Here is a 24,213-nt window from a genome sequence, read left to right as displayed (position 1 = left end):
CCCGAGCTGCGCCGGCGAGTAGCCGCCCGGGCGGAGCCGCGCCCCTACCCTCAGGGCCCGGCTCCGCCCGAGGTGAACGGGTCAGGCCGCCAGGGTGTCGGTCGTGACCTGCCAGAGGCGTGCCGCGGCCTCGGGGTCCAGGGCGTACGCGGCGACGCCACGGCGGCTGCCGGGCTCGTTGAGCTCGGCCTCCTCGCAGTCCTCGAAGTACCGGCCGCCGATGCCGTCGAGCAGGGGCGAGGTCGCGACCAGCACGGAGGTGGCCGCACCCTGCTCGGTCGTCTTCCAGGTGAAGGCGGTCGCGCCCATCTGGGTGCGCATCCGCTCAAGGTCCTCGTCGGACACGTAGCGCTGCAGGTTGGTCCGGATGCCGCCCGGCATCAGGGAGTTGACGGTGATGCCGTCGCCGGCCCAGCGCTTCGTCGCCTCGACGGCGAACAGCACGTTGGCCGTCTTCGACTGCCCGTACGCCGACCAGGGCTCGTACTCGCGGTTCTTGAAGTGGATGTCGTCGAAGACGACGGGCGAGCGCAAGTGGGCGCTGGAGCTGACCGACACGACGCGGGCGCCGCCGGCCGAGGCGAGGGCGGGGTGCAGGCGGGTGGCGAGCGCGAAGTGGCCGAGGTGGTTGGTGGCGAACTGCAGCTCCCAGCCCTCCGGCGTGCGCATCTCGGGGGAGGCCATCACGCCGGCGTTGTTGACCAGGATGTGCAGCGGGCCGTCCCACGCGGCGGCGAACGCCGCCACCGACGCCTGGTCGGCGAGGTCCAGCGGCGCGACGAGGATCTGCTTGTTGCCGGTGGTCGCGATGATGTCGCCGGCGGTGCGTTCCCCGGCGCCGAGGTCGCGGACCGCCAGCGTCACCTCGGCGCCGGCGGCGGCGAGCGCCCGCGCGGTCTCGACGCCGATGCCGGAGGCGCCGCCGGTCACGATGGCGCGGCGGCCGGTGAGGTCGATGCCGTCCAGGACCTCGGCGGCGGTGGACTGGGCGTTGAACGGCGTGGTGATGCGCGTGGTCATGGCTTTTCCTGTCTCGCTCGGCCATTCCAGGTCGAGGGTCTGGACGGTACGCTAGTGAAAGCGGAGGAACCTCCGCTACTCTCACCACTCTAAGCGGAGGAAGCTCCGGTTAGCAAGCCGACGTCCGCCGGCGTGGGCCAGGGTCGCGTACCCCTCGACCGGCAGGCCGAGGCGGCGACCCGCGCCCCGAGCCGCCGGGTTTGATCCACCGAGGAGGAGCAGTGCCGGCCACCGGGTCCCGACCGCTTCGCGCCGACGCGCGCCGCAACCGCGATCGGCTGCTGGAGGTCGCCGTGCGGGCGTTCTCCGAGGAGGGGGCGGACGTGACGCTCGACGCGATCGCCAAGTCCGCCGGGGTCGGCATCGGCACGCTCTACCGCCACTTCCCCACCCGCGAGGCGCTCATCGAGGCGACGTACCGCAACGAGCTCACCCGGCTCTGCGACGCCGTGGGGGAGCTTCTCGCGACCATGCCGCCGGACGAGGCGGTCCGCATGTGGATGGACCGGTTCGTCGAGTACATGACCACCAAGCGCGGCATGGCCGACGCGCTGCGCGCCGTCATCGCCTCCGGCGTCAACCCCTTCGCCCAGAGCCGCGACATGCTGGTCGGCGCCATCACCACTCTGCTCGACGCCGGCGCCGCCGCCGGGACCGTGCGCGCGGACGTCGAGCCCGGCGACGTGCTCACCAGCCTGAGCGGCGTGTCCCTGGCCGCCGGCGAACCGAGCCAGCGCGACCAGGCCGGCCGCATCCTCGACCTCCTGATGGACGCCCTCCGCTACCGCACCTGACGCCCGCCCTGCGCCTCCACGCCTGGCGGCCGGTCCGCGTGCCCGCGCGCCAGTTTTTTGTCGGCCACGTCAGTCCTCGTCGGCGGGGAAGGCGAAGAAGCGGACGTACATCGGGCGGGAGCCGGGCGGGGCGTCCTCGGCGGGGTGGCTGTACTTGATCAGCAGCGCGATGTAGGCCTCGTAGAACTCCCCGAACTCCTCCTTGGTCATCCGGCCGAGGCCGCGCGAGCCCTTGGCCCACTCGGGATCGCGCCGGTAGGCGTCGGGGAAGCGTTCGAGCAGCGCGCGGTCCTCGTCCAGGCCGATGCGGTGGAACTCGGCGAGCACGGGACGGTCCTCGGCGGCGAGCTGGTCGGGCGTGGGCAACCGCATGTCCCTCGGCCCCGGCGCCTTGCGCCACCAGCGCTCCCTGCCGGTCGAGCGCTCCGGGATCTCCTCGATGAAGCCGTACTTCTCCAGTTGGCGCAGGTGGTAGCTGGTCGTCCCGGTCTTGGCGTCGAAGAGCTCGCCGAGCGTTGTGGAGGTGGCCGGGCCGTGCACGTTCAGGTGGCGCAGCATGAGCCGCCGCATGGGATGCGCCAGGGCCTTCAGCCTCGCCGGGTCGTCCAGCATGAACGGCTTGTCATCCTTCATGATGAGCAGCCTAGTCATGCAGAACGATATCTGCAGATAACTCTTTGCCGAGATGTCTCTGCAGACTACCGTCGGCATCATGAGACGCCTCCTTCCGGCAACCACCCTGGCCATCGGCCTGTTGACCCTGCTCCCCGCACCCCCAGCGACCGCGAGCACCCCCGACGCCCCACCATCATTGAGCGCGTCCCTGCTCACCGCGCCCGCGAGCACGGCCGGCGATCCGCCACCCCAGGCCGGGCCCTTGCTCTCCCCGACCGTGAGTACGGCCGATGACCCGCCGACCCTGGCGGTGCCGTCCGACCTCCGGGCGACGGAGGTGAGCTTCACCGGTGCCGGGGGACTGGCCATGCACGGCACCGTCCTGTCGCCCGTGGGGGCGAAGACCGCCCTGCCGGGCATGGTCCTGGTCCACGGAGCGGGCGCCACCCTGCGCACGAAGCTGATGGGCGAGGCCATCGCGTTCGCCCACCAGGGCCTGTCGGTACTGGTCTACGACAAGCGCACCCTGGGCTACTCGCTCTTCCACCGGTCCTACTCGCAGCTCGCCGACGACGCGATCGGCGGCATCGCCGCGCTGCGCGCCCAGCCGGGCGTCGACCCGGCGAAGGTCGGCATCTGGGGGCTCAGCGAGGGCGGCTGGGTGGCCCCGATGGCGGCGGCACGCTCGAAGGACATCGCCTTCCTGGTGACCGTGGGCGCCAACGCCATGCAACCGTTGCGGCAGCAGACCTGGGCGGTGGCGGCCGGGCTGCGCAAGGCGGGCGTGTCGGGATCCCTGATCGACCACGCCGAGCTCAACCTCTACCGGACGATCGCCGACGGCGGCATGTTCCCCGAGCCCTACTACGACGCCAGGCCGACCATCGCGGCGGTCCGCCAGCCGGTCCTCGGCATCTGGGGCGTCGACGACCTGCTGACCCCGCCCGTGGAGAACCCGCCGATGTTCGCCAAGGCCCTCCAGCAGGGCGGCAACGAGCACTACACCTTCCGCTACTTCGCCGGCGCCGACCACGCCGCCCACCGCACCCCCGACCGCGGCGTCACCCGGCTGCCCGAGCTGATCCCCGGGTACGCCGACCTGGTCGGCTCCTGGGTCAAGGACGTCACCTCGGGCAAGTACCCCACGGTCCGCGTGTCAGGACCGCCGCCCGTACAGGTCTCGCCGAGCGTCCCGGTCGACCCGCCGGCCTGGTGGGCGTCGGCGTGGGCGCAGCTCGCCGCCCTGGTGCTGTTCGCGGCCGGTTTCATCGGCTACCCGCTGACCGCGCTGGTACGGCGCCTGCGGGGACGCGGCCGGGCCCCGGTCAGCAGGGCCGCGCGGCTGCTCAGCGCCACCGGCCTCACGGCGGTCCTCGGGTCGTTCTGCTACATGTTCTACCTGGTGATGACCGGCGGCAAGCTCGCCGCCCCCGGCCCCGTGCTGGCGGGCCGCCCCCTGATCTGGCTCGCCCTCCAGGCCGTCGCCGTGGTGGCCGTCCTCGCCACCGCCCGCACCGCCCTCTCCTGGCACCGCACCCCGTCCCCCGTCCCCCCCACCGAACGCACCCGCTTCACCCTCCTCCTCACAGCAGGCACCCTCTTCATCCCCTGGTCCCTCTACTGGGGCCTACTCCTCCCGTGAGATCGACCGTGCGTCGGTCGCGGTGAGGAACGTGGTCGACGAGGCGCGCGTCAGATCCCGCCGCTCTGTCGTGCCTTCAGGCCGAAGCCCATCGCGACCGGGTTCCACAGTTCGATGAAGTCCGCCTTCGCCGTCTCGGCGGCCGACGAGAAGTTCAGACCGCGGCCGTAGTCGCGGTCCGTCTCCACCCGCCCACCGCATCCGCCGCGGAGGTAGCGCCGCGCCCACGAGTAGAAGGCGGCGTCGGCCTTGTAGGAGTTGTCGAGGGCCTCGATGAGGGATCGCTTCAACCGCGTCCCCTCCGTCAGGAGGCCGGTCTCCAGGGACCGGGCGAGCTTGAGCTGCCTTTGGCGGGCCCGGGCGATCCCGTTGATGGTCCGCATCCCCTCGCGGTCGCACCCGCGGACCCTGGTGATCGCCGCGGTGAGGCCGGAGCGGGCCGTGCTGCTGTTCGACAACAGGCCGTCGATCGCGATGGCCTGTGCGCCGGCCGCGTCCGCCGAGGACGGGGACGGCTCGGGGGTGGCGGCGGGCGACGGCGACGCGGCCGTGGGAACGGCCAAGGGCCGGGGCTCCGCGAGGAGCCGCCCGGTACGGCCTGATGCCGAGAACCACACGGTGACCACCATCGCCACCACCCCCAGCGTCACGAACACCGGCGCGAAGTGCCGGCGCCTCACGCGCCGCGGTGGGCGCGGCAAGTCGTGTGACACCAGGACCGTCTCGCACTCAGGGCACCGGTCAAGGCCCCTCGAATCGGCTCCGCAGCTACCGCACAACCAGCCGATTTCCGTTCCGTCCAGCAAGGTCTCTCCTGAGGCGAGGTGTCCACGAGGCATCCGAAGGCGTCTGAGCCGTTGGGGCCTGGCCGGCCGGACGCCGGGGGCGCCGCCCGCTCATCTGCCGGAGAAGAGCGACTCCGGATCGGGGTCGGGCACCGGTATGCCCATCATCGTGAGGGTGTTGCGCAGCACCGTCTCGCTGCTCACCACGAATTCGTAGACGTTCGTGGACTGCTGGGTGGTCATGATCTCCCTGACCAGCGTGAGCAGGCGCTCGGCCTCTTGCCGGCGATGGGCGAACATCTCCTGGACGGTCTGGGCGACGTTCCGGGGATCCTCGGCGAGACGGACGGCGTACGGGGCGATCCAGTCGTCGATGCCCTCCGCCAGCAGATCGCGCCAGAGCCGCCGAAGCTCCCGCATCCGGTCGATATCGACCTTGGCGGCCTCGTGGGATTCCACGCGGGCGAGACGTTCACGCCAGATCTCCTGTTGCAGGCCCACGACAGGGAGGGCGGACCCGACCCGTGAGTAGGCGACGCATTCGAGCTGGACCGCGTCGTACTCGTGGAAGAGCCGCGCGCCCTTGATCTGCCTGTTGATCTCCGCCTCGGCCTCGTGGGGGAGGTGCGGGCCATACTGGCGCGCGATGCGGCGGACGATGTCGCTGAGATGCCACCGGATCCCCTCGCGGTGGACGTCGATCGTGTCGTGCAGGAGGGAGACGTCGCTGCGGCCGGTCGCCGACCAGTGCAACCGGATCGACACCGTGAACGCGAAGCCGTCGCTGAGCGCCGGGGTCTCGAAGGAGAAGGGAGAGTCGATGCGGCGGACGGTGATCTCGTCAGGGAGGCGCGGCGGACCGAACAGGGATTTCAGCCAGTGCCCGAACCTCGCGAACCAGCCGTGACGGACCAGTGCGAGATCGCCGGGGGCCAGGGTCATCGGAGGATCCTCCTCTCCAGATACGGCAGCAGCTCCTCGGCGGTCAGCCGGGAGATGGTGTGACGGCCCCACCAATGCAGATGGAAACGGAGCGCCGTGTTCAGCCGCCGGTCCTCGCCCAGGTCCGCCACGAGTGCGCCGATCGCGTGGACCGCGTCAGGCTCCCGGCCCGCGCACCGCACCCAATGGAGCAGGGCGGCCCAGGTCGGCCCGTTTCCCTCCGCGTCGGAGAAGGCGGACCGCCAGAGCAGCCCGATTTGGACGCGGCGCTCGTCGTCGCCGTCGCAGAGCAGGGCCAGCAGCGACGGCCGATCGTCTCCCGCGACCTCGCCGGGAATCATTGCCAGCCGCGTGAGGGACCGGTGGACGGCGAGGTCGAGGAGCGGCTCGCCGGAACGAGCCCATCGCGCGAGTTCTCCGATGACCTCGTCCCGGAAACCGGACAGGAACAGTTCCTTCATCGCACGCGCGACCTCGTCGTGCAGCCTCCCCCGGGACGCGGCACGACGCAGGGCGGTTAGCGCGTCACGGAAGAACAAGATCCCGAGGGATGTGCTGTAGGCCCGCACGGCCGTGGAACGGCGGGCAAGCGAACCATCGGCCAAGGTCCGCAGGAGTTCGTTCACCTGCCTGGTCACGGCCGGGTGCCGGGCGGTCACCTCCAGCGCCCACGCCGCCAGCCAGTGGTGGCCGACGCGGTTGGAGCGGACCCATCCGCTGAGGAACTCCTTCTCGATCTCGGCGTAGTCGTAGACGGCGAGCTTCCCTACCGCCTGCGCGGCGGCCAAGCGGATCTCGGGGTCGGGATCCTCGGTGAGGTCGCGCAGCCATGTGATCATCGGTTCGCGCAGTGCCGGATGGTTGTGCCAGGCCGTGTCGAGGACCGCGGTGGTCAGTCTCGGCTTGCGCAGCCGGATGCGCCGCCTGCTCTCGTCCGGCCCGGAGTCGTCATCGGCTTCGGCGTACTGCAGCCACGTTCCCAGGGTCTCGTCGAAGGCCGACCACAGGGAGCCCGGCGCGGGTGGCACGGTCTTGACCGAGTCCACCAGGTCGGCCAGGCGGAGGGCGGCCGACGTCGTCCTGACCATGGACTTCCCGTCGAGCACGGAGATCGCCAGCAGGAAGCTCCGCTCGTACTTCCTCCCCTGGTCGGACAGCAGTTCCTGGGCGCACTCGCGCAGTCGTTGCGGGCGCTCGTCGAGCACCTCGTCGAGCCGGCGGCCGTCGACCATGCTCTGGGCCACGGCCCCGGCCAGGGCATGGGCTTCCCGAGGCCGGCTGTTGTCGCCGAGTTCCTCACGCACCCGCGGGTCGGACGCCGTCTCGCGGGCCCGCGTGTTCCCGTCGGCCACGCCGGAACGCCACAGCCGGTAGGCCAGGCAACGCTCGAACACCGCGAGGGCGCCGGGGGCCGTGTGGGGCACTACGCGGATCTCACCATGGTCGGGGGCGAACCGTGTGTCACCGTCGACCAGGACCACGAAGGCGGATCCGGTGCGCGTGGCGAGGTAGGACAGCTGCCGGAACCCCGAGTCGTCCCTGGTCCGTACCCAATCGGCCCCGGAAGCGTCGAGCAGGTAGCCGGTGCTCTCCCGCAGGTCGCCCGTCCTCAGCCGGGAGGGGTCGATCCCGTGGGGGAACGTGGCGATCCGCGCTTCCGCCGCGCCTTGCGCCGAGCTGTGCAGGAGACCCGCCAGCGCCGTCATCGTCCGTCCCGTGCCTGGCGGACCGGAAAGGACGCCGACACGTCCAGGCCCCAGATGCTCGGTGAGGCAGGAGAGGCTTCCGGTGGAGACCACGTGCGAGGGAGAGAGCCGGGCCAGTTGCTCCTTGGTGAGCGGGGTCGCCTGCGGCCTCTCCCCGGCGTTCCCGTAGGTGACGTAGAAGTCGCGGCCGGCGTGGTTGACCCGGCTGTCGTCCCCCATCGTGAACTGGTTCCCGACGAAGGTGCCGGCGTCCGCGCCCGCCGTGTCCTGCAGGTCGGACACCAGCCGGCGCAGGTTCTCCCCGCGGCGGTCGCGCTCCAGGGTCTCGCGCACCATCTGCTCTTCGGGCGCGAGCGACTCCTCGTACTCACCTTCCAGGGCATCGGGAGAGGAGACCGCCGGCTTCTGCTCCTCCTGGCCGGGCTTGGCCTCCGGCTCGGCCTCAGGTTCGGCTTCCGGTTTGGCCTCCGGGTCGGCCGCCGGCCGTCGTGGGCCCTCCTCCGCCGGGCGCCGATCACCGGCTTCTTGCCGCGCACCGGACGGCTCGTCGCTCATGCGTCGTCCGCCGTGGTTTCGAAGAGGTACATGTCCCGGTCGCTGTGGTTGATCCGGGCGTCCGGACCACTGATGTTCCACTGGGTCCCGATCATCGTCCCGGAACGTTCCTTCCCGGCCTTCTCCTCGGCAGGAGCGGCCGGCTCCCGCGACGGCGGTGGTCCTGGCACGGGAGGCCCGTCCGAGGGGCGGCCGGCGGCGACCTCGTTGGCGGGGTGGATGTAGGCGACCTCGCTGAACCCCTTGGCGTCGTCCACCACCTCGATCTTCCGGAACGTCCACGGCCGGAGGCCGAGGCCTCCCGACTCGACGACCGGGAACATGGAGGAGGACACGATCAGGGCGAGGTGGGTGTCCTCGGCGTTCCTCAGCGCCCGCCTCAGCTCGTCGGCGTTGAGAAGACGGCTGAGCACGACGAGCGCGGGCCCCGCGTACCCCAGCGGGCTCCTTTTCAGCAGGCCGATGTGGGCGGCCATCCGGAGCTTGATCTGCATGCCGGGACCGTGATCCTCGTTGTGCACGGCGAGGCGGTCGTCGAGATCGCGCACGAAACCACCGACGACCGTGGTCAGATCGCATTCGGGGAGGACGGCCATTTCCCCGTCTCCCGCCGGAAGCCGGTCCCAAATCGTGCGGTCAAGCCCCGCCGACTCGGCACTCTGGCTGAGCATGGTGTCCAAAGTGCGCTGGACACCGTCCTGCTGGCGGATTCTGCGGCCGACGCTGTACTTCTCCACGTCGATACCGATCACGCAGCGGCTGACAAGAGGGGTTTCGGGCATCATTGACCCACCTTTAATGGATCTATAACTATTAAGGGGGATTGAGGCGCCAGATGTTAGCAGTTCCCCCTGAACTCCAGCAAACATCATGACCCCGAGCAATCGAACAGAATAGGATGATAAATCCATATTAATGACTAGAAATGGGACAATACTCATCGGCGGCCGACGATCACTTGGGATCTCTACTCTGGAGGGGATCCGCAGCGTGATGTGTCTGAAATCCGACACACCGCGGATCGCGCATCGTTCATTCCACCAGCAGACGGCGAAGCTCTCCTAGATCGAGGATGACCACGTGGCCGCGCTTCGTGTCGATCAGGCCCTGGTCGCGCAGGGGCCGCAGCTCCGCGGCCACCGTCCCCCGTGACAACCCGATCGCCCTGCCGAGCTCTGTCTGGTCAAGGCCCACGTCGATCTCTCCCGGAGCGCGGGGCGAAGCCTCGGGAAGCGCCAGCCGGAGCAGGCCGCGTACCGTCCGCTGGCCCGCCGGCAGGCTCGCCAGCTCGGAGCGTAGCTCCTCGCCCTCGCGTAGCCGCGTGAACGCGTGGCGAAGGAGAAGGTTTCCGAGCTTCATCGTGTCGACCAAGGCGAGGAATCGGTCGACGGGAATCACGCGCACGCCGCACGGATCGATCGTCGTGATCGTGGCCGATCTGACGTTTCCGTCGGGTACGGCCATCTCACCGAGGAGTTCTCCCGGACCGCGAACGGCCAGAACGAGATTCCGGCCCTCGGCGTCCACGCGTGTCACCTTGACGCGTCCGCGGAGCAGCACCAGGACTCGGTCCGCGGGACCACCTTGACTCATCAGAACGACGTTCGCATCGAAAAGACGAGGAGTACCCGCCTCTGTCAGCCGTTGCCAGGCCTGCGGAGGAAGGATTGTCGCTATACCGCCCACGTGGGACATTCTCAATGGAATCGGACCGTGATCACAACGGAGATCGCACGGTCCGGCTCCGGCGCGGGGTATTTCATGTGTTTGCCGGGTAACCGGGATCATGGCCGGAAAAAGAGGCCGTCACGGGCCAGGAACACGGGGTGGCCCTCGGCGGCCGCAGGCCGGGAGCCCTCTCGACTGCCCGGTCGTCCGGTCCCGCCGTCCGGTGCCGGACGGCGCCGCCGGTTAGGACCGGGCCGGATCGTCTTTTACCGCTGGGGCGAGCCGGGCGGCTTCTCGCTGGTGGTGGGCGATGTGTCGCGGGTGTCCTGGTCGAGGACCTTGGACCAGGCGGCGCTGATGTGGTCGGCGAGGGTGGCGATTTCGGAGGTTTCGCCGAGGTCGGACGGGGGGGTTTCGGGGAAGTCGCCGCGCAGGTAGGCGTGCAGGCCGAGCAGGCCCAGTTCCCAGCCGGCGCCGAGGCCCCACAGGCCCCGCTCGGGGTCGTTCAGGAGGTTGCCGGTGATCCCGGACGAGGAGGAGTGTTCGAGCTCCAGGACGGTGCCGTCGCCGTCCGGGGTCAGCCGCAGCTCCACCTGATCCGGCGGGAGGTCGCCAGGTGGGCCGTAGATCCAGGTGACCGTGAGGCGCTTGGGCGGTTCGCAGCGCAGGATGCTGCCGCCCGCGTTGCCCTCGAAGCTGAAGGTGCCGCCGACCCGCAGGTCCCCGGTCGGCCGCATGAAGAAGCGGCTCATCCGGTCGGGGTCGGTGCAGGCGTCCCAGACGTCCTTGGGCTCGGCGTCGTACCGTCGCCGCATCAGGATGCTCCGGGCCTCCCCCGAGGCGTCGTGGTGGCCGAGCTCACGCTCGGTGCCGGACGTCGGAAAGGTCTCGCCGCCGGTCGGGCCGGGGGCGTCGGCCGCGTTCGGGCCGGTGGTCGGGTCGGGCATGTGCGGTCGTGCCTTTCTTGGTGCCAGGGGTCCGGCCGGTCAGGCGAGCTGGTCGAGTCCGATGAGGTTGCCGCAGGTGTCGTCGAAGACGGCGTGGGTCACCGGGCCCATCTCCGTCGGCTCCATCGTGAAGGTCACCCCGAGGTCGGTCATGCGCTTGAACTCGACGTGGATGTCGTCGGTGGCGAGGGAGGTCGCGGGGATCCCGGCCTCGAAGAGCGACCGCTGGAAGGTCTTGGCGATCGGGTTGTCGTTCGGCTCCAGGAGCAGCTGGACGCCCTCGGGGCCCGACGGCGAGGCGACGGTCAGCCAGCGGGCCTCACCGAGGGGGATGTCCTGCAGCTTGGTGAAGCCGAGGACGTCGGTGTAGAAGGTGAGGGCCTTGGCCTGGTCCTCGACGAAAACGCTCGCGATCCAGAGCTTGATCATGGTGGTGTCTCCTGTTCCTGGTGGTCGATGGGATCGTCCGGCGCCGGGCCCGTCTGCTCGCGCATGCGGCGTTCACGGCGGCCGCGGGCGAGTTCGGTGCCGAGGGCGTCCAGGCTGTGGCTCCAGAACCGCCGGTAGCGATCAAGCCAGACGTCGATCTCGCGCAGGGGCGCCGGGTCCACGGCGTACAGGCGTTTGGTGCCCTCCGCGCGGACCGTGGCGAACCCGTTGTCCCGGAGCACCCGCAGGTGCTGGGAGACGGCGGGCTGGGAGATGCCGAACTCTTCCCGGATGACCGCGCTGACCTCCCCGGCCGCCAGTTCACCGTCGGTGAGCAGCTCCAGGATCCGCCGCCGCACCGGATCCCCGAGGACGTCGAACGCGTGCACGGGTGACAGCATGCCAGCGACCACTTATATAAGTCAACTCTTAAATACATTGAGCTGGCGGAAGGGAGGCCTGCGCGTCTCTCAAGGGAGACGGGCCGGGCCCTGCGCGCCTGGAGCCGAGGTGGGCCGGTGGGTCTCGACAGATCTGGGCGGGGGTGCGTTCAGGGTTTGCGGCAGGTGTAGGCGCCGTAGATGGAGCCGCGGAAGTGGGTGTCGACGATTTCGAAGCCGGCGGCGGTGAGCATCGGTTCGAGTAGCCAGCGGAAGGTGCTGTGTTCGGTGCGGAGGTGTTCGGCGTAGTCCTCGCGGGTGTAGCCGCCCGCCTGGTCGTCGGCCGCGCCGTCGAGCCAGGCGTCGAGGATCTCGTCCGCCTCGTGCGGGCGGAAGTCGAAGATCAGGTCGTGCAGGCGCAGGACGCCTCCCGGGCGCAGCATCGCCGCGATGCGGTCGAGCGCGAGCGCCTTCCAGAAGTCGGGGAGCTGGTGCAGGGCGTGGCGGGTGTAGACGGCGTCCGCCGGCGGGCCGGAGTGGTCGTAGGACAGGAAGCCCGCCTGGGCGAACTCGATGTTCGACAGCCCGGCGTCCGTGGCTCGGGCGCGCAGGTACTCCTGCATCGCGGGGGACACGTCGACGGCCACCACGCGGCGGAAGCGCTTGGCCGCGGCCAGCGCGAACTGGCCGGTGCCCGCGGCGAGGTCCACGACGGTCGCCGTCTCGCCCACCCCGAGCCCGGCGAGCACGGCGAGGTCCTCGGCCGGGTCGGGGCGCCCCTGCTTGCGGTCGAACCCGGCGACGAAGGCGGGGTCGAGGTGCTCGGGACCCGCGTGCGCCGTCTCGTCCAGCGTCCACTGCTTGATCATCGTTCGATGCTGACACGCCATCCAGCGACCCGCACTCCCTTTTCCACCGACGTTCGACTGACCTTTCATCGGCCTGTCCACCCACCGTGTACCGGCCGTGCCGGGCCTCCGACCGTGTAGCGGCCGCCGCTTTCCAGCCGCCGTGTACCGGCCGTGCTCCGCGGGGTGCGGGTGTGTCGCTGGGGTCAGCGGTAGGAGGTCGTGTCGGCGGGTTTGTCGGCGTCGACCACCTCGACCATGTAGCGCCAGGCGTCCGGACGGCTGCCGTCGAGGTCGGTGAAGCCGTAGATCTGGGCGAGCCCGCCGCTGGAGACCGAGCGGCCGTTCCAGCGGGCGACGTCGGGGTCGGCGGCGAGCGCGGCGGCCGCCCGCCCGACGAAGGCCGGGGACTCGGAGATCGCGAAGTGCGGGACGCGGGAGGTGCCGTCCAGCCAGTTCTCCTCGGTGACCTCGTAGTGCTCCAGCATCATCTCCGAGCGCAGCCAGCCGGGAGTGAGCGCGACGGCCGTGCACTCGTACGGCTTCAGCTCCTCGCCCTGCCCGAACGCCAGCCGGATCACCGAGGTCTTGGCCAGATCGTAGAAGGCCGACAGGCGGTAGTGGGCGGCGTTGTACTCGGCGACGCCGTCGGTGATCTCCAGGAGCAGCCCGCCCGGCCGTTTGATCAGCAGTGGCAGCATGAAGTGGCCGGTGATGAGGTGGGTGTCGATGGCGAGCCGCAGCAGGCGCAGGCCGGCGTCGAGGGAGTGCTCCCAGAGCTTGGAGTGCCACTCGAAGAGCGACTCCCCGCCCCAGATGTTGTTCACCAGCACGTCGAGCCGCCCCTGCTCGCGCTCGACCCGCTCGGCCAGCGCCTTGACCTGGTCCTGCTCGAGGTGGTCGCACTGGACGGCGACGGCCGTGCCGCCGGCGGCGTTGATCAGGTCGGCGGTCTCCTCGATCGTCTCCGGCCGGTTCATCTCAGAGGGCTGGTCCCGCGTGGTGCGCCCGGTGACGTACACGGTGGCGCCGGCGGCGCCGAGCTCTCTCGCGATGCCCCGCCCGGCGCCGCGGGTGGCCCCGGCGACCAGCGCTACCTTGCCCGTGAGCGGTCCGCTTGAAGATGTCATGACGAAGATGGTGCCATCGGCCACCGACAAAATCGGCCGGTGATCGCCGGGCGCCCGGGGAGGGCCGAGGAGAGCAAAACTTTGCGTTCACCTGGGGCGATCGGTGCGCCAGGGACGTGGGTTCGCCCACCCACCGGGCATAACCTGATTTATGCCGACTCGTGAGCCGTGTCCAGTTATCCGGCATCCGTGACCGGTAGAAGGCTTTGGTGAGCCGGATGGCGTCGAGCACCCCGAAGCGGCGGCGGGTGCTGCCCGCCGAAGTGACGAGCTTCGTCGGACGACGGCGGGAAGTGGCCGAGGTCAAGACCCTCCTGTCCAGGTCGCGGCTGGTCACCCTCACCGGCGCCGGCGGGGTCGGCAAGACCCGCCTGGCCGCCAGGGTCGCCTCGGACGTGCGGCGGGCGTTCCCCGACGGCGTGTGGCCGGTCGAGCTGGCCCCCCTGGACGACCCCGACCTGCTCCCGCAGACCCTCATGGAGGTCCTCGGGCTCAGGCAGGACCTCACGCGGTCCCCGATGGAGTCGGTCATCGACCACCTCACCGGCAAGAAGGCGCTGCTGGTCCTGGACAACTCCGAGCACCTGCTGCACGCCTGCGCGGTACTCGCCGAGGAGCTCCTCGCCTCCCTCCCCGAACTGTGGATCATCGTCACCAGCAGGCAGCCGCTGCGGATCGGCGGCGAGCAGACGCTGGCCGTCATGCCCCTGGCGGTCCCCGGCACCGACGCGGCGAGGCTCTCGACGGACGCGCTGGCCCACGTGGACGCGGTGCGGCTGTTCGTGGAGCGGGCCGAGGCGGTCCTGCCGGGATTCACGATCACCGACGAGAACCGGGACGCCGTGGAGCGGATCTGCCGCCGCCTGGACGGCCTCCCGCTGGCGATCGAGCTGGCGGCCGTCCGGCTGCGGGCCCTGTCGGTGCAGCAGCTGCTCGACCGGCTCGACGACCGGTTCCGGCTGCTCACGGCGGGCTCCCGGGTCGTGTCCCAGCGGCACCAGACGCTCCGGGCGCTGATCGACTGGAGCTACGACCTGTGCACCGGCCCCGAGCGGCTGCTGTGGGCCCGGGCGTCGGTCTTCCGTGGCGGCCTGGACCTGGAGGCCGCCGAGGGGGTCTGCTCCGGTGACGGCATCGAGCGCGAGGACGTCATCGACCTGGTGATCGGCCTGGTGGAGAAGTCGGTGCTGGTCCGCGAGGACCACCCGCAGGGGGTCAGGTACCGGCTGCTGGAGACCATCCGGCAGTACGGCGGGGACCGGCTGGCCGAGTCGGGCCAGGAGCGGGACCTGTGGCGGCGCCATCGCGAGTACTACCGCGACCTGGCGGCCCAGGCGAGGGCCCAGCTCTTCACCGGCTCGCAGGTGAGGTGGCTGGAGCGGCTGCGGCTCGATCACGGCAACCTCCGGGTCGCCCTGAAGTCCAGCTTCGACTGCGGGGAGCCCGAGGAGGGCCTGCGGGCGGCCATCGACCTGCTGTACCACTGGAGGACCGGCCACCACTCCGACGAGGGACGCCACTGGGTGGGCCACGGGCTCCACGTCGTCACCGAGCCGTCGGAGCTGCGGGCACGGGCCCTGTGGGGCGACGCGTGGATGGCGATCCTGGAGGGGGAGATCGAGTACGCCGTCTCCCGGCTGGAGGAGTGCCGCGTCCTCGCGGAGCGGCTCGGGCTGGACTCGGTCCTCGCCTACGTCGCCCTCTTCTCGGGCATGGTCGATCTGTACCAGGGCGACACCAAGCCCGCGATCAAGCTGTTCGAGGAGGCGCTCGCCGCCCACCGCGCGTGCGGGGACGAGACCGGCGAGGTGCTGGCGCTGACCAGGCTCTGCCTCGCCCACTCCTTCGAGGGCGACTCCGACAGGGCCGTCGCGGCCGGCGAGGAGGCCCTGCGCATCTGCGACGCCCGCGGCGAGGAGTGGCACCGGTCGTACGCCATCATGGCCCTCGGGATCGACGCCTGGCGCCGGGGCGACGTCGTGCGGGCCGGCGATCTGGCCAAGGAGAGCCTGCGGTTCGACGGAACCCTGCGCGACCGGCCGGGGATGGGCGTCAACGTGGCGGTGCTGGCGTGGATCACCGCCAGTGAGGGCCAGTACGAGCGGGCCGCCCGGCTGCTCGGCATCCTGCGGGGCGTCTGGCGGACCGACGGGGCGCCGATGTCCGGGTTCGGGCACCTGGTGGCCTACCACGACGAGTGCGAGTTCCGGATGCACCAGGCTCTGGGCGAACCGGGCTTCAAGGCCGAGGTCCAGCGGGGCGCCAGGCTGTCCGAGGAGGACGCGCTCGCCTTCGCGCTGGAGATCGGCACGTCCGCCGCCGACTGTTCCCCCGGCGTCGTACGGACCTCACCGCTGACCCGCAGGGAGGGGGAGATCGCCCGGCTCGTCGCCCAGGGCCTGAGCAACAAGGAGATCGCCGCCGCCCTGGTCATCGCCCAGCGGACGGCGGAGGGTCACATCGAGCACATCCTGAGCAAACTGGGCTTCCACTCCCGCGCGCAGATCGCGGTATGGGTGGCCGAGCAGGCCCGGGGGGCCGAGGGCCGGCAGGGCGCGGACGGTCAGGAAGCGGCCCCTCCGGCTGGGGAGCCGGAGGGGCCGCCGCCCGGGGGCCGGGCGCCCGAGGGGGAGCGCCGGGGCTGACCGGCGGCGGGGGGCCGCCCGCCGGTCAAGGCTTCGGGGGATGGTCTGTCACGTGCGTGCCCGGCCGGACCGCCCGATCAGGCCGCCGAACCGGGGGATGGTCTGTCACGTGCGTGCCCGGCCGGACCGCCCGATCAGGCCGCCGAACCGGGGGAATGGCCTGTCACGTGCGGGGCCGCCTGGTCACAGGCCGCCGACCGGTCTATCACGTCAGGCCGCCGCGTCCTCTTCGTCCAGGGAGATCTCGAACCAGACGACCTTCCCGGCGGGAACGCCGTAGCTGCCCCAGTCACGGGAAAGCGCCTCCATGAGGATCATGCCCCGCCCGCCCTCGTCGCCCTCGTGGGCCTGACGCATCTGGGGCATCGCGGGATTGGTGTCCTGCACCTCGCAGCGCAGTGTGCGCTCGTCCAGGGAGACCGTCATGACCGCTCCCCAGGAGTGCCGCATCGCGTTGGTGACGACCTCGCTGACCAGCAGCTCGACCACGTCGCAGCACGTGCCGGCCTTCCAGGCGTCGAGCTGGCGGCGCACCTGCCTGCGGATCCTCGGGACGGTGACCGGGTCGGGCAGGAGCACCCAGGAGGTCTGCCTCTCACGGTGCCGGGCGGGCCGGACGTGCAGGGCGGCGAGCGCGCGCCTGCGGTCCATGCGCTTCGCCGGGGTGACGTAAGCGATCATCATGCCGCCCTTCCGCAGCTCGCGTAGCCATAGTCGGCCCGGTGCACGGGGGGGATGCTCCGTCCGTCGGGCAGGAGCTCACCTGTGTCGTCGAACACCACGACGCCGTTGCACAGCAACCCCCACCCCTGCTCGGGGTGGAACGCGATCAAGCACGCCGCTTCGTGGTCGACGGCGTCCGCGGGCGGGCACTGAGGCTGGTGTTGACACATGGCTTGCACCTGAATCCGATAGATCTCTTTGCTAGGTCGTTCTCTTTACCAACACGTCGAGCATCTCCCGACGCGTCCATACCTAGTAACGGGACAACTACCCCTATTGCTACCCATTCCACACGAACGGGGACTGTTTCTTTACCTTCGCGCGAGGTGAGGGTGACCCAGGCGGCCTCTGGTGCCGTCCCGAGGGTCACCTCCTCTTTGCCTCGGGCGGGAGGCCCCAAGACGTTGACATGGCTTGAGCGCTAGTGCTTGTATTCGTTGGGAAACTTTCCTAACGATACCTGAAGGCCCACGCCTTCGGCCAGACCGCCAGTCGACTCCCCGTGGCGCGCCGCCGCTCAGGCGGCCCAAGTGCGCGGCCCGGCCGGAGTGGCGGGAACGGAGAGACAGTTGCGCATCCCCCCGGCCAGGCAGTTCTCCCGACGAGCGGGCCTCCTCGTCCCCACGCTGGCGGTGGCCCTGGTGGCCCCGGCCCTTCTCGGCTGCACGGGCGCCGCCCGGGCCGCGGGCCCGGTCATCCCGGCGTCGTCCACGGCCGCCGCCGCCGCGTCCGTCGACCTGACTGATCCGCACAAGAAGGACATCGCCATGCAGCTGGTGTCGAGCGCGGAGAACTCCTCGCTCGACTGGAAGGCCCAGTACAAGTACATCGAGGACATCGACGACGGCCGGGGCTACACGGCCGGGATCATCGGGTTCTGCTCGGGCACCGGCGACATGCTCGACCTCGTCGAGCTATACGCCACCAGGAAGCCGGGCAACGTCCTCGCCAAGTACCTCCCGGCGCTGCGCAAGGTCAACAACAGCGACTCGCACGCGGGGCTGGACCCGAACTTCACCAAGGACTGGAAGACCGCCGCCAAGGACACCGTCTTCCAGGAGGCGCAGAACTCCGAGCGCGACCGGGTCTACTTCAACCCGGCGGTCCAGCAGGCCAAGGCGGACGGCCTGCGGGCGCTCGGCCAGTTCATCTACTACGACGCCATCGTCATGCACGGTCCCGGCGAGGACAGCGTCAGCTTCGGGGGCATACGCAAGACGGCCCTGAAGAAGGCCAAGAGCCCCGCACAGGGCGGCGACGAGACCGCGTACCTCAACGCCTTCCTGGACGCCCGCAAGGCCGCCATGAAGACCGAGGAGGCGCACAGCGACACCAGCAGGGTGGACACCGAGCAGCGGGTCTTCCTGAAGGCCGGCAACCTCGACCTGAACCCGCCGCTGAACTGGAAGGTCTACGGCGACCCCTTCAGCATCAAGAGCTAGCGGCCCCGCATGCGAGAAGGGCCCCCTGGTCCGCCAGGGGGCCCTTCCCGATGCCGCTCTACAGGGCCTGGAGGCCCTGGATCACCTCCCGCAGGAGGCGTTCCTCAGGAAGCTGCGAGATGGTCGCAGGAGGCCGTACGGTGACCAGCTTCTGGTCGCGCAGGTCGCCCAGCAGGACCCGGACGACGCCGAGCGACAGGCCGCTCTCGGAGGCCAGGTCCACCACCGAGGTCGGCTGCGCGCACAGACGCAGGACGCGCGCGTGCTCGGGGCCGAGCCCGGCGGGGAACCTGGCGCCGGAGACGGCCCTGACGATCGCGACCATGTCGAAGGCGGGACCCGTGGGACGGGTGCGCCCTCGTGTGACGGTATACGGGCGGACGAGAGGTCCGGCCTCCTGGTCGAGCCAGCGTTCGCCACCGTCGCTCATGACATGTTCCCCTCCCCTTCGTGAGCCCGCTCCCAGCCTGCCCGGAACGAGGAGAACATGTCGGGGGCGGGCTGGAACGGCTGGACGTCCAGGGGGTCCTCAAGCGGGTTGCTCATCGGCCCGGCCAGGTGCTTGGGCGTGTGCTCGGCCGTGCTGCCCGCCGGCGCGGACTCGTCGCGAAGCTGGGGGGCCAGGTTCGCCTGGCGCACCCGCTGCGGGAGGCCGAGCCCCCGGCCGTTCCCGTTGCCATTCCCGTTCCCGGCCCCGTTGCCGTTCCCGTTGCGCCCGTTGCCGGCGTGGCCGCTCTCGTGCCCGTTCCCGTTCGGGCGGCCGTTCCCGAAGGCGCTCCCGTTCCCGAAGGCGCTTCCGTTCCCGGCGGGCCCCCCGTTTCCTGCGGGCCCTCCGTGACCGTTGCCGTTGGTGGTCCCGCCGGTCGCGGAGCCGGCGGCGGCGAGGGTGCGCCCGCCGCCGTTGACCGGCCCGGTCGCGGGCCCCGGCTCCAGGGCGCTGACCTGCTCGACCGCGTGCTGGTGCGGAGCGGGCCCGGTCGGCGAGACCATGCCCTCGGGGATGAGGACGATCGCGGTGGTGCCGCCGTACGGCGAGGGGCGCAGCGAGACGCGGATGCCGCGCCGGGCCGCGAGCTGCCCCACGACGAACAGGCCCAGCCGGTCGCTGTCGGCGAGGTCGAACTCCGGAGGATCGGCCAGCCTCTGGTTGATCTGGTCCATCTCGGCGGCGGTCATGCCGAGACCCCGGTCCTCGACCTCGATGACGAAGCCTCGCGCCACGAGCTCGCCGCGGACCTCGACGTGGGTCTGCGGGGGAGAGAAGATCGTCGCGTTCTCCACCAGTTCGGCGATCAGGTGGATGACGTCGGTGGTCGAGGCCCCGCACACCGCCATGCCCTCGGGCACGGCCACGTGTACGCGCAGGTAGTCCTCGACCTCCTCGACCGCGGCGCGGACGACGTCGTACAGCGGCACCGGGTTGCGCCAGCCGCGCCCGGGGACGGCCCCGGACAGGATGATCAGGCCCTCGGCGTGCCGCCGCATGCGGGTGGTGAGGTGGTCGATGCCGAAGAGCTCGTCGAGCAGTTCGGGGTCGGTCACCCGCTGCTCCATGCCGTCGAGCATGGACAGCTGACGGTGCAGCAGGGACTGGTTGCGGCGCGCGAGGTTGAGGAAGACCTTCGCGACGCCCTTGCGGATCTCGGCCTGGCCGACGGCCGCCTCGATGGCGGTGGTCTGCACCGAGGTGAAGGCCTCGCTGACGCTCACGATCTCCTCGGTCGTGCCGGTGGAGATCGAGGGGGTCTCCGCGGCCACGTCGACGTCCTCGCCGTCGCGAAGGCGGCGGACGACCGAGGGCAGCTTCTCGCGGGCCAGCTCCAGCGCCACGCGCTGCAGCTCGACCAGCTCGGCGGTGATGTGCCGGCCGAAGCGGACCGAGACGAACAGCGACAGGGCGACCGCGACGAGCCCGAGCCCGGCGGCGATGGCGATCTGCCACACGATGGACACGACGAGGGGCACGGCGGCGTCCGCGATCTTCTGGGACGCGACCCCCGCCTGCTTGTCGAAGGTGAGGTTGAGGCTCTGCAGGGTCGGGCCCCAGATCGCCGCCGAGCCGGGCAGCGGCCTGCCTGGCCGCACGTCCTGCGTGACCTGGTCCTCGATGGAGGCGTACTTGGCGTAGGCGGGGGAGTTCTGCAGGACGAGGTACGGCTGGCGAAGCGTGTCGTCGAGCCGCTGGAAGCCCATGTCGTAGAGGAGACGGCGCTTGGTCACCATGGCGGTGAAGGCGGTGCGCTCCTCGTTGCTGATCGTGCCCGAGGCGACCGCCCCGGCGAGCAGCGCGGACTGCTCGCTCATCAGCTCGCGGCTGCGGCCGATCAGCACGATGGCGCGTGTCGGCTCGCCCTGGTCGGACGAGGCGACGGCCAGTTTGTCGTAGACGCGGCCGACCGCGTCGGTGACCAGCCGGTACGCGTCCAGGGTCAGCAGCCGGGTGAAGCTCTTGGAGTCGACCCGGGCGCGGATCTCCGGCAGCCTGCGCGTCACCGCGATGAGCTCGGTGACCCGCTGCAGCAGCGCCGGGCCGGTGACCGCCTGCACGTCGGGGGCCATGGCCAGCCGTTCGAGCGTGGCACGCGCCTGGTCGGTCTTCGTGCGCTGGAGATCGAGTTCGCCCCGGTCGGCGGAGGCCGTCCCGAGGTAGAGCATCGACAGGTAGCGCTCCTGCTCGACCTCCGTCATCACCGCGCGCGCGGGGACGATGGTGTTGGTGAAGACCTTCTGAACGTCGAGAAGGCTGAGCCCCTTCTGAATCGTGATCGTCGCGGCGAAAGCCCAGATCCCTACTAGGGACACCAGTGGCACCAGCACCAGGGTCAGGATCTTGAACTTGATGGACCTCTTACGCCCGCCCATGTGACCTCGCAGGGGAACCGCATCGTTACACGCGGGTTATTGGTGGCGAAACAGTACCAATGAGGATGGCCTCTAACTAGGGTCCTTCCACAACAAAAAGGCTCCTATTCGAGATAGGAGCTCCCGGAGGCTCGACAGCAGTGTCTAGTTGTCTGACAATATTTTCATGGCCGTCAGACCGGACATCGTCTCCCCAACCGCCCGGGGCACCGCCGCCGTGGTCGCCGCCGCCGTCCTGTGGGGCACGGCGGGCACCGTGGGCACGCTCGGCCTCGGCGGGCGGCCCGACGCGGTGGCGCTCGCGGCCGCGCGCCTGGTGTCCGGCGGATTCGTCCTCGCCGTGGCGGCCGGTCCCGCCGCCTGGCGGAGGCCGGCCCGGGCGCGTTCCCTGGCGGCCGGCGCGGTGGCCGTGGCCGCCTACCAGCTCTGCTATTTCGCCGCCGTCGGGCGCACCGGCGTCGCCGTCGGGACGGTGGTCGCGATCGGCAGCGGGCCCGTCTTCGCCGGCCTCATCTCCTGGCTGTACGACCGCAGGAGGCCGGGCCGCCGCTGGACCCTCGCCACCGCCGCCGCCGTCGCCGGGTGCGCCGCCCTGGTCTCGGGGGGACAGTCCGTCGGCGCCGACCCCGGCGGCGTGCTGCTGGCGCTGGCCGGCGGGCTGCTCTACGGCTTCTACGCGGTGACCGCCTCCCGGGCGATCACCGCGGGCGCGCCGTCGGGCGCGGTGATGGGCGTGATGTTCGGTGGCGCGGCGGCGGTGATGCTGCCGGTCCTGCTCTGGCGGGGGACGGCGTGGCTCGGCGAGCCGCGCGGCCTGCTCACCGTCCTCTACCTGGGGTGCGCCACGACCGCCCTGGCCTATTTCCTGTACGGCAGGGGCCTGCGCACCACCCCGGTCGCACGGGCGGCCACCCTGGCGCTGGCCGAACCCGCCGTGGCGGCGCTGCTCGGGCTGTTCGTCCTGCACGAGCGGCTCACCGCCGTCTCCTGGGCGGGGCTCGTGCTGCTCGGCGCCGGTCTGGTCGTCGCCGCCGTCCCGGAACGGGCCCGCCCGGCGCGAACCACGGCCCAGGAGCGGGCACAATCATCGGCGTGAAACTGCGTCCAGTCTCGACGGTCGACGCGCTCGCGGGCGCCCTGCGCCGGCGCGTCCTGTCCGGTGAGATCGCCCCCGGCACGTCCCTGCCCGAGCAGGAGATCTCCTCCATGTACGGCGTGGCGCGCCCGACCGTCCGCGAGGCGCTGGCCGTCCTGGTCCACGAGGGGCTGCTGCGCCGCGAGCGCAACCGCAGCGCGTACGTCCCCGTGGTGACCAACGGCGACCTGGACGACCTCATGTACGTCCGCAGGCCGCTGGAGGACCTCATGGCCGCGCGGCTGGCGGGCCGCCGGGTGGCCCCGGCGGACTGGGCGCTGGCCCGCATGGCGGCGCTCCCGGCCGACGCGCCCTGGGCGGACATCGTCGCCGAGCACATGGCGCTGCACGAGGAACTGATCCTCGCCGTGGGCAGCCCCCGGCTGGAGCGCCTGTACGCCGCGCTGGCCTCCGAGACGCGCCTCGGCCTCGTACGGCTGCGTGCCGTGTATCCCGACAGGGAGACCCTGGTCGGCGAGCACCGGCTGCTTCTGGAGGCCATCGCCCTCGGGCCCGCCGAGGCGGCGCGCCGGGCGGTGGCGGCCCATTTGGATCACACCTGGGGCGCTGATTAGCGACTTCTCTTGCACGGAGCACTCTGAAGTCGTCACAATCGCGCCCATGCACGGCAACTCAGTGCCGGATTCGTATGTCTACGTAACCGAAGAGGGCGTCACCCGCCACTACGCCGACGGCAGTGTCGAAGCCCTCGCGTGGGAGGACGTCGTCGAGGTCCGCGTCGGCGGCGTCACGGAATCCGACATCCTGATCGTCCTGCTCGACCGCGACGGTCAGGGATGTGTCGTGCCGCGTTCCGCGACGGACGCGACCTTCCTCGCGCGGCTGCGCTACCTGCCGGAGTTCGACCTGGAACGGCTGAGCGAGGCGTTCACCGCCGCGGCCGCCGCGTACGTGGTCGTGTGGCGCAGCCCCGATCCGCCGTCGCCCCTCCCCGACCTGGAGTACGACTGACCCGGGACCTCGCGAGAGGACCGATCCAGGGACCTGGAGGACGACCGGCCCCGGGCCGCGGGGCGGGGCTAGGCGCCGTGGCGGCCGGCGCCCGAGCGGAAGCGGGCCACCCCGCCGGCCATCTCGCCGCGCAGCGAGACCATCCCGTGCCGCAGCTCGTTGCGCAGGGCCTCCTCCTCCGGCAGGCCCTCCTGTTCCAGGGCCGACAGGCGGTCCTGGCGCAGGCACGTCTGGGGGAGCTCCGCGAGCCCGCGGGCCAGCTCCTCGGCGGCCTCCCGTGCCGTGCCCGGTGGCACGACCCGGTCGGCCAGGCCCATCGCCAGCGCCTCCGCCGCCCCGACCGCCCGGCCGGTGAGAATCATGTCCATCGCCCGTCCCGCGCCGACGAGCCTCGGCAGGCGTACGGTGCCGCCGTCGATCAGGGGGACGCCGAAGCGGCGGCAGAACACCCCGAAGGTGGCGTCCTCGGCGGCCACCCGCAGGTCGCACCAGATCGCCAGCTCCAGCCCGCCCGCCACCGCGTACCCCTCGACGGCGGCGATCACGGGCTTGGACAGGCGCATCCGGGTGGGCCCCATCGGCCCGTCCCCGTCCTCGGTGACGCGGTTGCCGCGCCCGGTGCCGACGGCGTGCAGGTCCGCGCCCGCGCAGAAGGTGCCGCCCTCGCCCCACAGCACGGCGACGGCCGCGTCGGAGGCCTCGAACTCGCGGAAGGCCGCGGCGAGCGCGGCGGCGGCCGGTCCGTCCACGGCGTTGCGCACCTCGGGCCGGGACAGGACGACCGTCGTGACCAGGCCGGACCGTTCTATATGGATGCCAGGCATGCGCTGAATGTAGCCCGGTCATCGCCGCCTACACGTTTTTGGACCGTTCCGTCAAGTAGCTCAGCGCGACGAGATGGAGGCCTATTGTGGCCATTGCCCAGCTATATCGCTCGTTAATGACGATCTTTAGTATTTGGAGCGGGTACCCG

Annotated in this window: 24 protein-coding genes; 7 read left to right on the top strand and 17 right to left on the bottom strand. The window is 71.0% G+C overall.

All coding sequences use genetic code 11. From position 1 onward, the window contains the following. Positions 1-81 precede the first annotated feature (81 nt). Positions 82-1,020: an SDR family NAD(P)-dependent oxidoreductase gene (locus NYZ98_RS09275; RefSeq protein ID WP_262842167.1), complete on the bottom strand. Its 939-nt coding sequence runs from the start codon at positions 1,018-1,020 to the stop codon at positions 82-84. A gap of 221 nt (positions 1,021-1,241) precedes the next feature. Here NYZ98_RS09275 and NYZ98_RS09270 point away from each other — a divergent pair, with 221 nt between their 5' ends. Then, positions 1,242-1,814: a TetR/AcrR family transcriptional regulator gene (locus NYZ98_RS09270; RefSeq protein ID WP_262842166.1), complete on the top strand. Its 573-nt coding sequence runs from the start codon at positions 1,242-1,244 to the stop codon at positions 1,812-1,814. A gap of 69 nt (positions 1,815-1,883) precedes the next feature. Here NYZ98_RS09270 and NYZ98_RS09265 read toward each other — a convergent pair whose 3' ends face one another. Continuing rightward, positions 1,884-2,447 carry an ArsR/SmtB family transcription factor gene (locus tag NYZ98_RS09265; RefSeq protein WP_262842165.1) on the bottom strand — a complete coding sequence of 188 codons (564 nt, stop codon included), beginning with the start codon at positions 2,445-2,447 and terminating at the stop codon, positions 1,884-1,886. A gap of 79 nt (positions 2,448-2,526) precedes the next feature. Here NYZ98_RS09265 and NYZ98_RS09260 point away from each other — a divergent pair, with 79 nt between their 5' ends. Beyond that, on the top strand, positions 2,527-4,071 hold the full coding sequence (locus NYZ98_RS09260) for an alpha/beta hydrolase family protein (protein ID WP_262842164.1): 1,545 nt from the start codon (positions 2,527-2,529) through the stop codon (positions 4,069-4,071). A 50-nt stretch (positions 4,072-4,121) separates the two neighbouring features. On the opposite strand, the gene NYZ98_RS09255 is transcribed toward NYZ98_RS09260, so the two are convergent. From NYZ98_RS09255 to NYZ98_RS09210, 10 genes are all read right to left on the bottom strand, one after another. Then, the gene (locus NYZ98_RS09255) at positions 4,122-4,727 is read right to left on the bottom strand and encodes a hypothetical protein (protein ID WP_262842163.1); all 606 of its coding nucleotides are present in this window, start codon (positions 4,725-4,727) and stop codon (positions 4,122-4,124) included. 240 nt (positions 4,728-4,967) lie between these two features. Beyond that, positions 4,968-5,798, bottom strand: a complete 831-nt coding sequence (locus tag NYZ98_RS09250; RefSeq protein ID WP_262842162.1) for a hypothetical protein — start codon at positions 5,796-5,798, stop codon at positions 4,968-4,970. Beyond that, positions 5,795-8,059, bottom strand: coding sequence for a hypothetical protein (locus tag NYZ98_RS09245; RefSeq protein ID WP_262842161.1), 2,265 nt, complete (start codon positions 8,057-8,059; stop codon positions 5,795-5,797). Before NYZ98_RS09245 ends, NYZ98_RS09250 begins: the two co-directional genes overlap by 4 nt. After that, positions 8,056-8,841 (bottom strand): hypothetical protein, encoded by a 786-nt coding sequence (locus NYZ98_RS09240; protein WP_262842160.1) that lies wholly within the window; start codon positions 8,839-8,841, stop codon positions 8,056-8,058. The genes NYZ98_RS09245 and NYZ98_RS09240 overlap by 4 nt, the downstream gene beginning before the upstream one ends. 250 nt (positions 8,842-9,091) lie before the next feature. Continuing rightward, entirely contained in the window at positions 9,092-9,754 is a 663-nt protein-coding gene (locus NYZ98_RS09235) for a Crp/Fnr family transcriptional regulator (protein WP_262842159.1), read from the bottom strand. 239 nt (positions 9,755-9,993) lie between these two features. Next, positions 9,994-10,674 (bottom strand): SRPBCC family protein, encoded by a 681-nt coding sequence (locus tag NYZ98_RS09230; protein ID WP_262842158.1) that lies wholly within the window; start codon positions 10,672-10,674, stop codon positions 9,994-9,996. 39 nt (positions 10,675-10,713) lie between these two features. Further along, positions 10,714-11,103 carry a VOC family protein gene (locus NYZ98_RS09225; protein ID WP_316249547.1) on the bottom strand — a complete coding sequence of 130 codons (390 nt, stop codon included), beginning with the start codon at positions 11,101-11,103 and terminating at the stop codon, positions 10,714-10,716. After that, entirely contained in the window at positions 11,100-11,492 is a 393-nt protein-coding gene (locus NYZ98_RS09220) for an ArsR/SmtB family transcription factor (RefSeq protein ID WP_262842157.1), read from the bottom strand. The genes NYZ98_RS09225 and NYZ98_RS09220 overlap by 4 nt, the downstream gene beginning before the upstream one ends. A 161-nt stretch (positions 11,493-11,653) precedes the next feature. Continuing rightward, positions 11,654-12,352, bottom strand: coding sequence for a class I SAM-dependent methyltransferase (locus tag NYZ98_RS09215; RefSeq protein ID WP_262842156.1), 699 nt, complete (start codon positions 12,350-12,352; stop codon positions 11,654-11,656). Between the two features lie 185 nt (positions 12,353-12,537). Next, positions 12,538-13,461, bottom strand: coding sequence for an SDR family oxidoreductase (locus NYZ98_RS09210; RefSeq protein WP_316249546.1), 924 nt, complete (start codon positions 13,459-13,461; stop codon positions 12,538-12,540). A 218-nt stretch (positions 13,462-13,679) separates the two neighbouring features. Between NYZ98_RS09210 and NYZ98_RS09205 the strand changes: the two genes are divergently transcribed. After that, the gene (locus NYZ98_RS09205) at positions 13,680-16,106 is read left to right on the top strand and encodes an ATP-binding protein (RefSeq protein ID WP_262842154.1); all 2,427 of its coding nucleotides are present in this window, start codon (positions 13,680-13,682) and stop codon (positions 16,104-16,106) included. 210 nt (positions 16,107-16,316) lie between these two features. Here NYZ98_RS09205 and NYZ98_RS09200 read toward each other — a convergent pair whose 3' ends face one another. Both NYZ98_RS09200 and NYZ98_RS09195 read right to left on the bottom strand, forming a co-directional pair. Further along, positions 16,317-16,790: an ATP-binding protein gene (locus NYZ98_RS09200; protein ID WP_262842153.1), complete on the bottom strand. Its 474-nt coding sequence runs from the start codon at positions 16,788-16,790 to the stop codon at positions 16,317-16,319. Beyond that, positions 16,787-16,999, bottom strand: coding sequence for a DUF5999 family protein (locus NYZ98_RS09195; RefSeq protein WP_262842152.1), 213 nt, complete (start codon positions 16,997-16,999; stop codon positions 16,787-16,789). Before NYZ98_RS09195 ends, NYZ98_RS09200 begins: the two co-directional genes overlap by 4 nt. A gap of 399 nt (positions 17,000-17,398) precedes the next feature. Between NYZ98_RS09195 and NYZ98_RS09190 the strand changes: the two genes are divergently transcribed. Continuing rightward, entirely contained in the window at positions 17,399-18,271 is an 873-nt protein-coding gene (locus NYZ98_RS09190) for a chitosanase (RefSeq protein WP_316249545.1), read from the top strand. A 58-nt stretch (positions 18,272-18,329) separates the two neighbouring features. On the opposite strand, the gene NYZ98_RS09185 is transcribed toward NYZ98_RS09190, so the two are convergent. After that, positions 18,330-18,701 (bottom strand): DUF742 domain-containing protein, encoded by a 372-nt coding sequence (locus NYZ98_RS09185; RefSeq protein WP_262842151.1) that lies wholly within the window; start codon positions 18,699-18,701, stop codon positions 18,330-18,332. Beyond that, a complete protein-coding gene (locus NYZ98_RS09180; RefSeq protein WP_262842150.1) occupies positions 18,698-21,133 on the bottom strand; it encodes a sensor histidine kinase in 2,436 nt (811 codons plus the stop codon). The genes NYZ98_RS09185 and NYZ98_RS09180 overlap by 4 nt, the downstream gene beginning before the upstream one ends. Positions 21,134-21,299: 166 nt before the next feature. Here NYZ98_RS09180 and NYZ98_RS09175 point away from each other — a divergent pair, with 166 nt between their 5' ends. From NYZ98_RS09175 to NYZ98_RS09165, 3 genes are read left to right on the top strand one after another with little or no spacing between them, the layout of a single operon-like run. Further along, entirely contained in the window at positions 21,300-22,229 is a 930-nt protein-coding gene (locus NYZ98_RS09175) for an EamA family transporter (RefSeq protein WP_262842149.1), read from the top strand. After that, positions 22,226-22,843 (top strand): GntR family transcriptional regulator, encoded by a 618-nt coding sequence (locus NYZ98_RS09170; RefSeq protein WP_262842148.1) that lies wholly within the window; start codon positions 22,226-22,228, stop codon positions 22,841-22,843. Before NYZ98_RS09175 ends, NYZ98_RS09170 begins: the two co-directional genes overlap by 4 nt. A 46-nt stretch (positions 22,844-22,889) precedes the next feature. Continuing rightward, positions 22,890-23,240, top strand: coding sequence for a hypothetical protein (locus NYZ98_RS09165; RefSeq protein ID WP_262842147.1), 351 nt, complete (start codon positions 22,890-22,892; stop codon positions 23,238-23,240). Positions 23,241-23,308: 68 nt separating this feature from the next. On the opposite strand, the gene NYZ98_RS09160 is transcribed toward NYZ98_RS09165, so the two are convergent. Beyond that, positions 23,309-24,064 (bottom strand): crotonase/enoyl-CoA hydratase family protein, encoded by a 756-nt coding sequence (locus NYZ98_RS09160; RefSeq protein WP_262842146.1) that lies wholly within the window; start codon positions 24,062-24,064, stop codon positions 23,309-23,311. Between the last annotated feature and the right edge of the window lie 149 nt (positions 24,065-24,213).

This window comes from Sphaerisporangium corydalis, from assembly GCF_025506355.1.
Lineage (GTDB): Bacteria > Actinomycetota > Actinomycetes > Streptosporangiales > Streptosporangiaceae > Sphaerisporangium > Sphaerisporangium corydalis.
The sequence above is the reverse complement of the archived record's forward strand: the minus strand, read 5'-3'. Positions and strand labels throughout refer to the sequence as shown.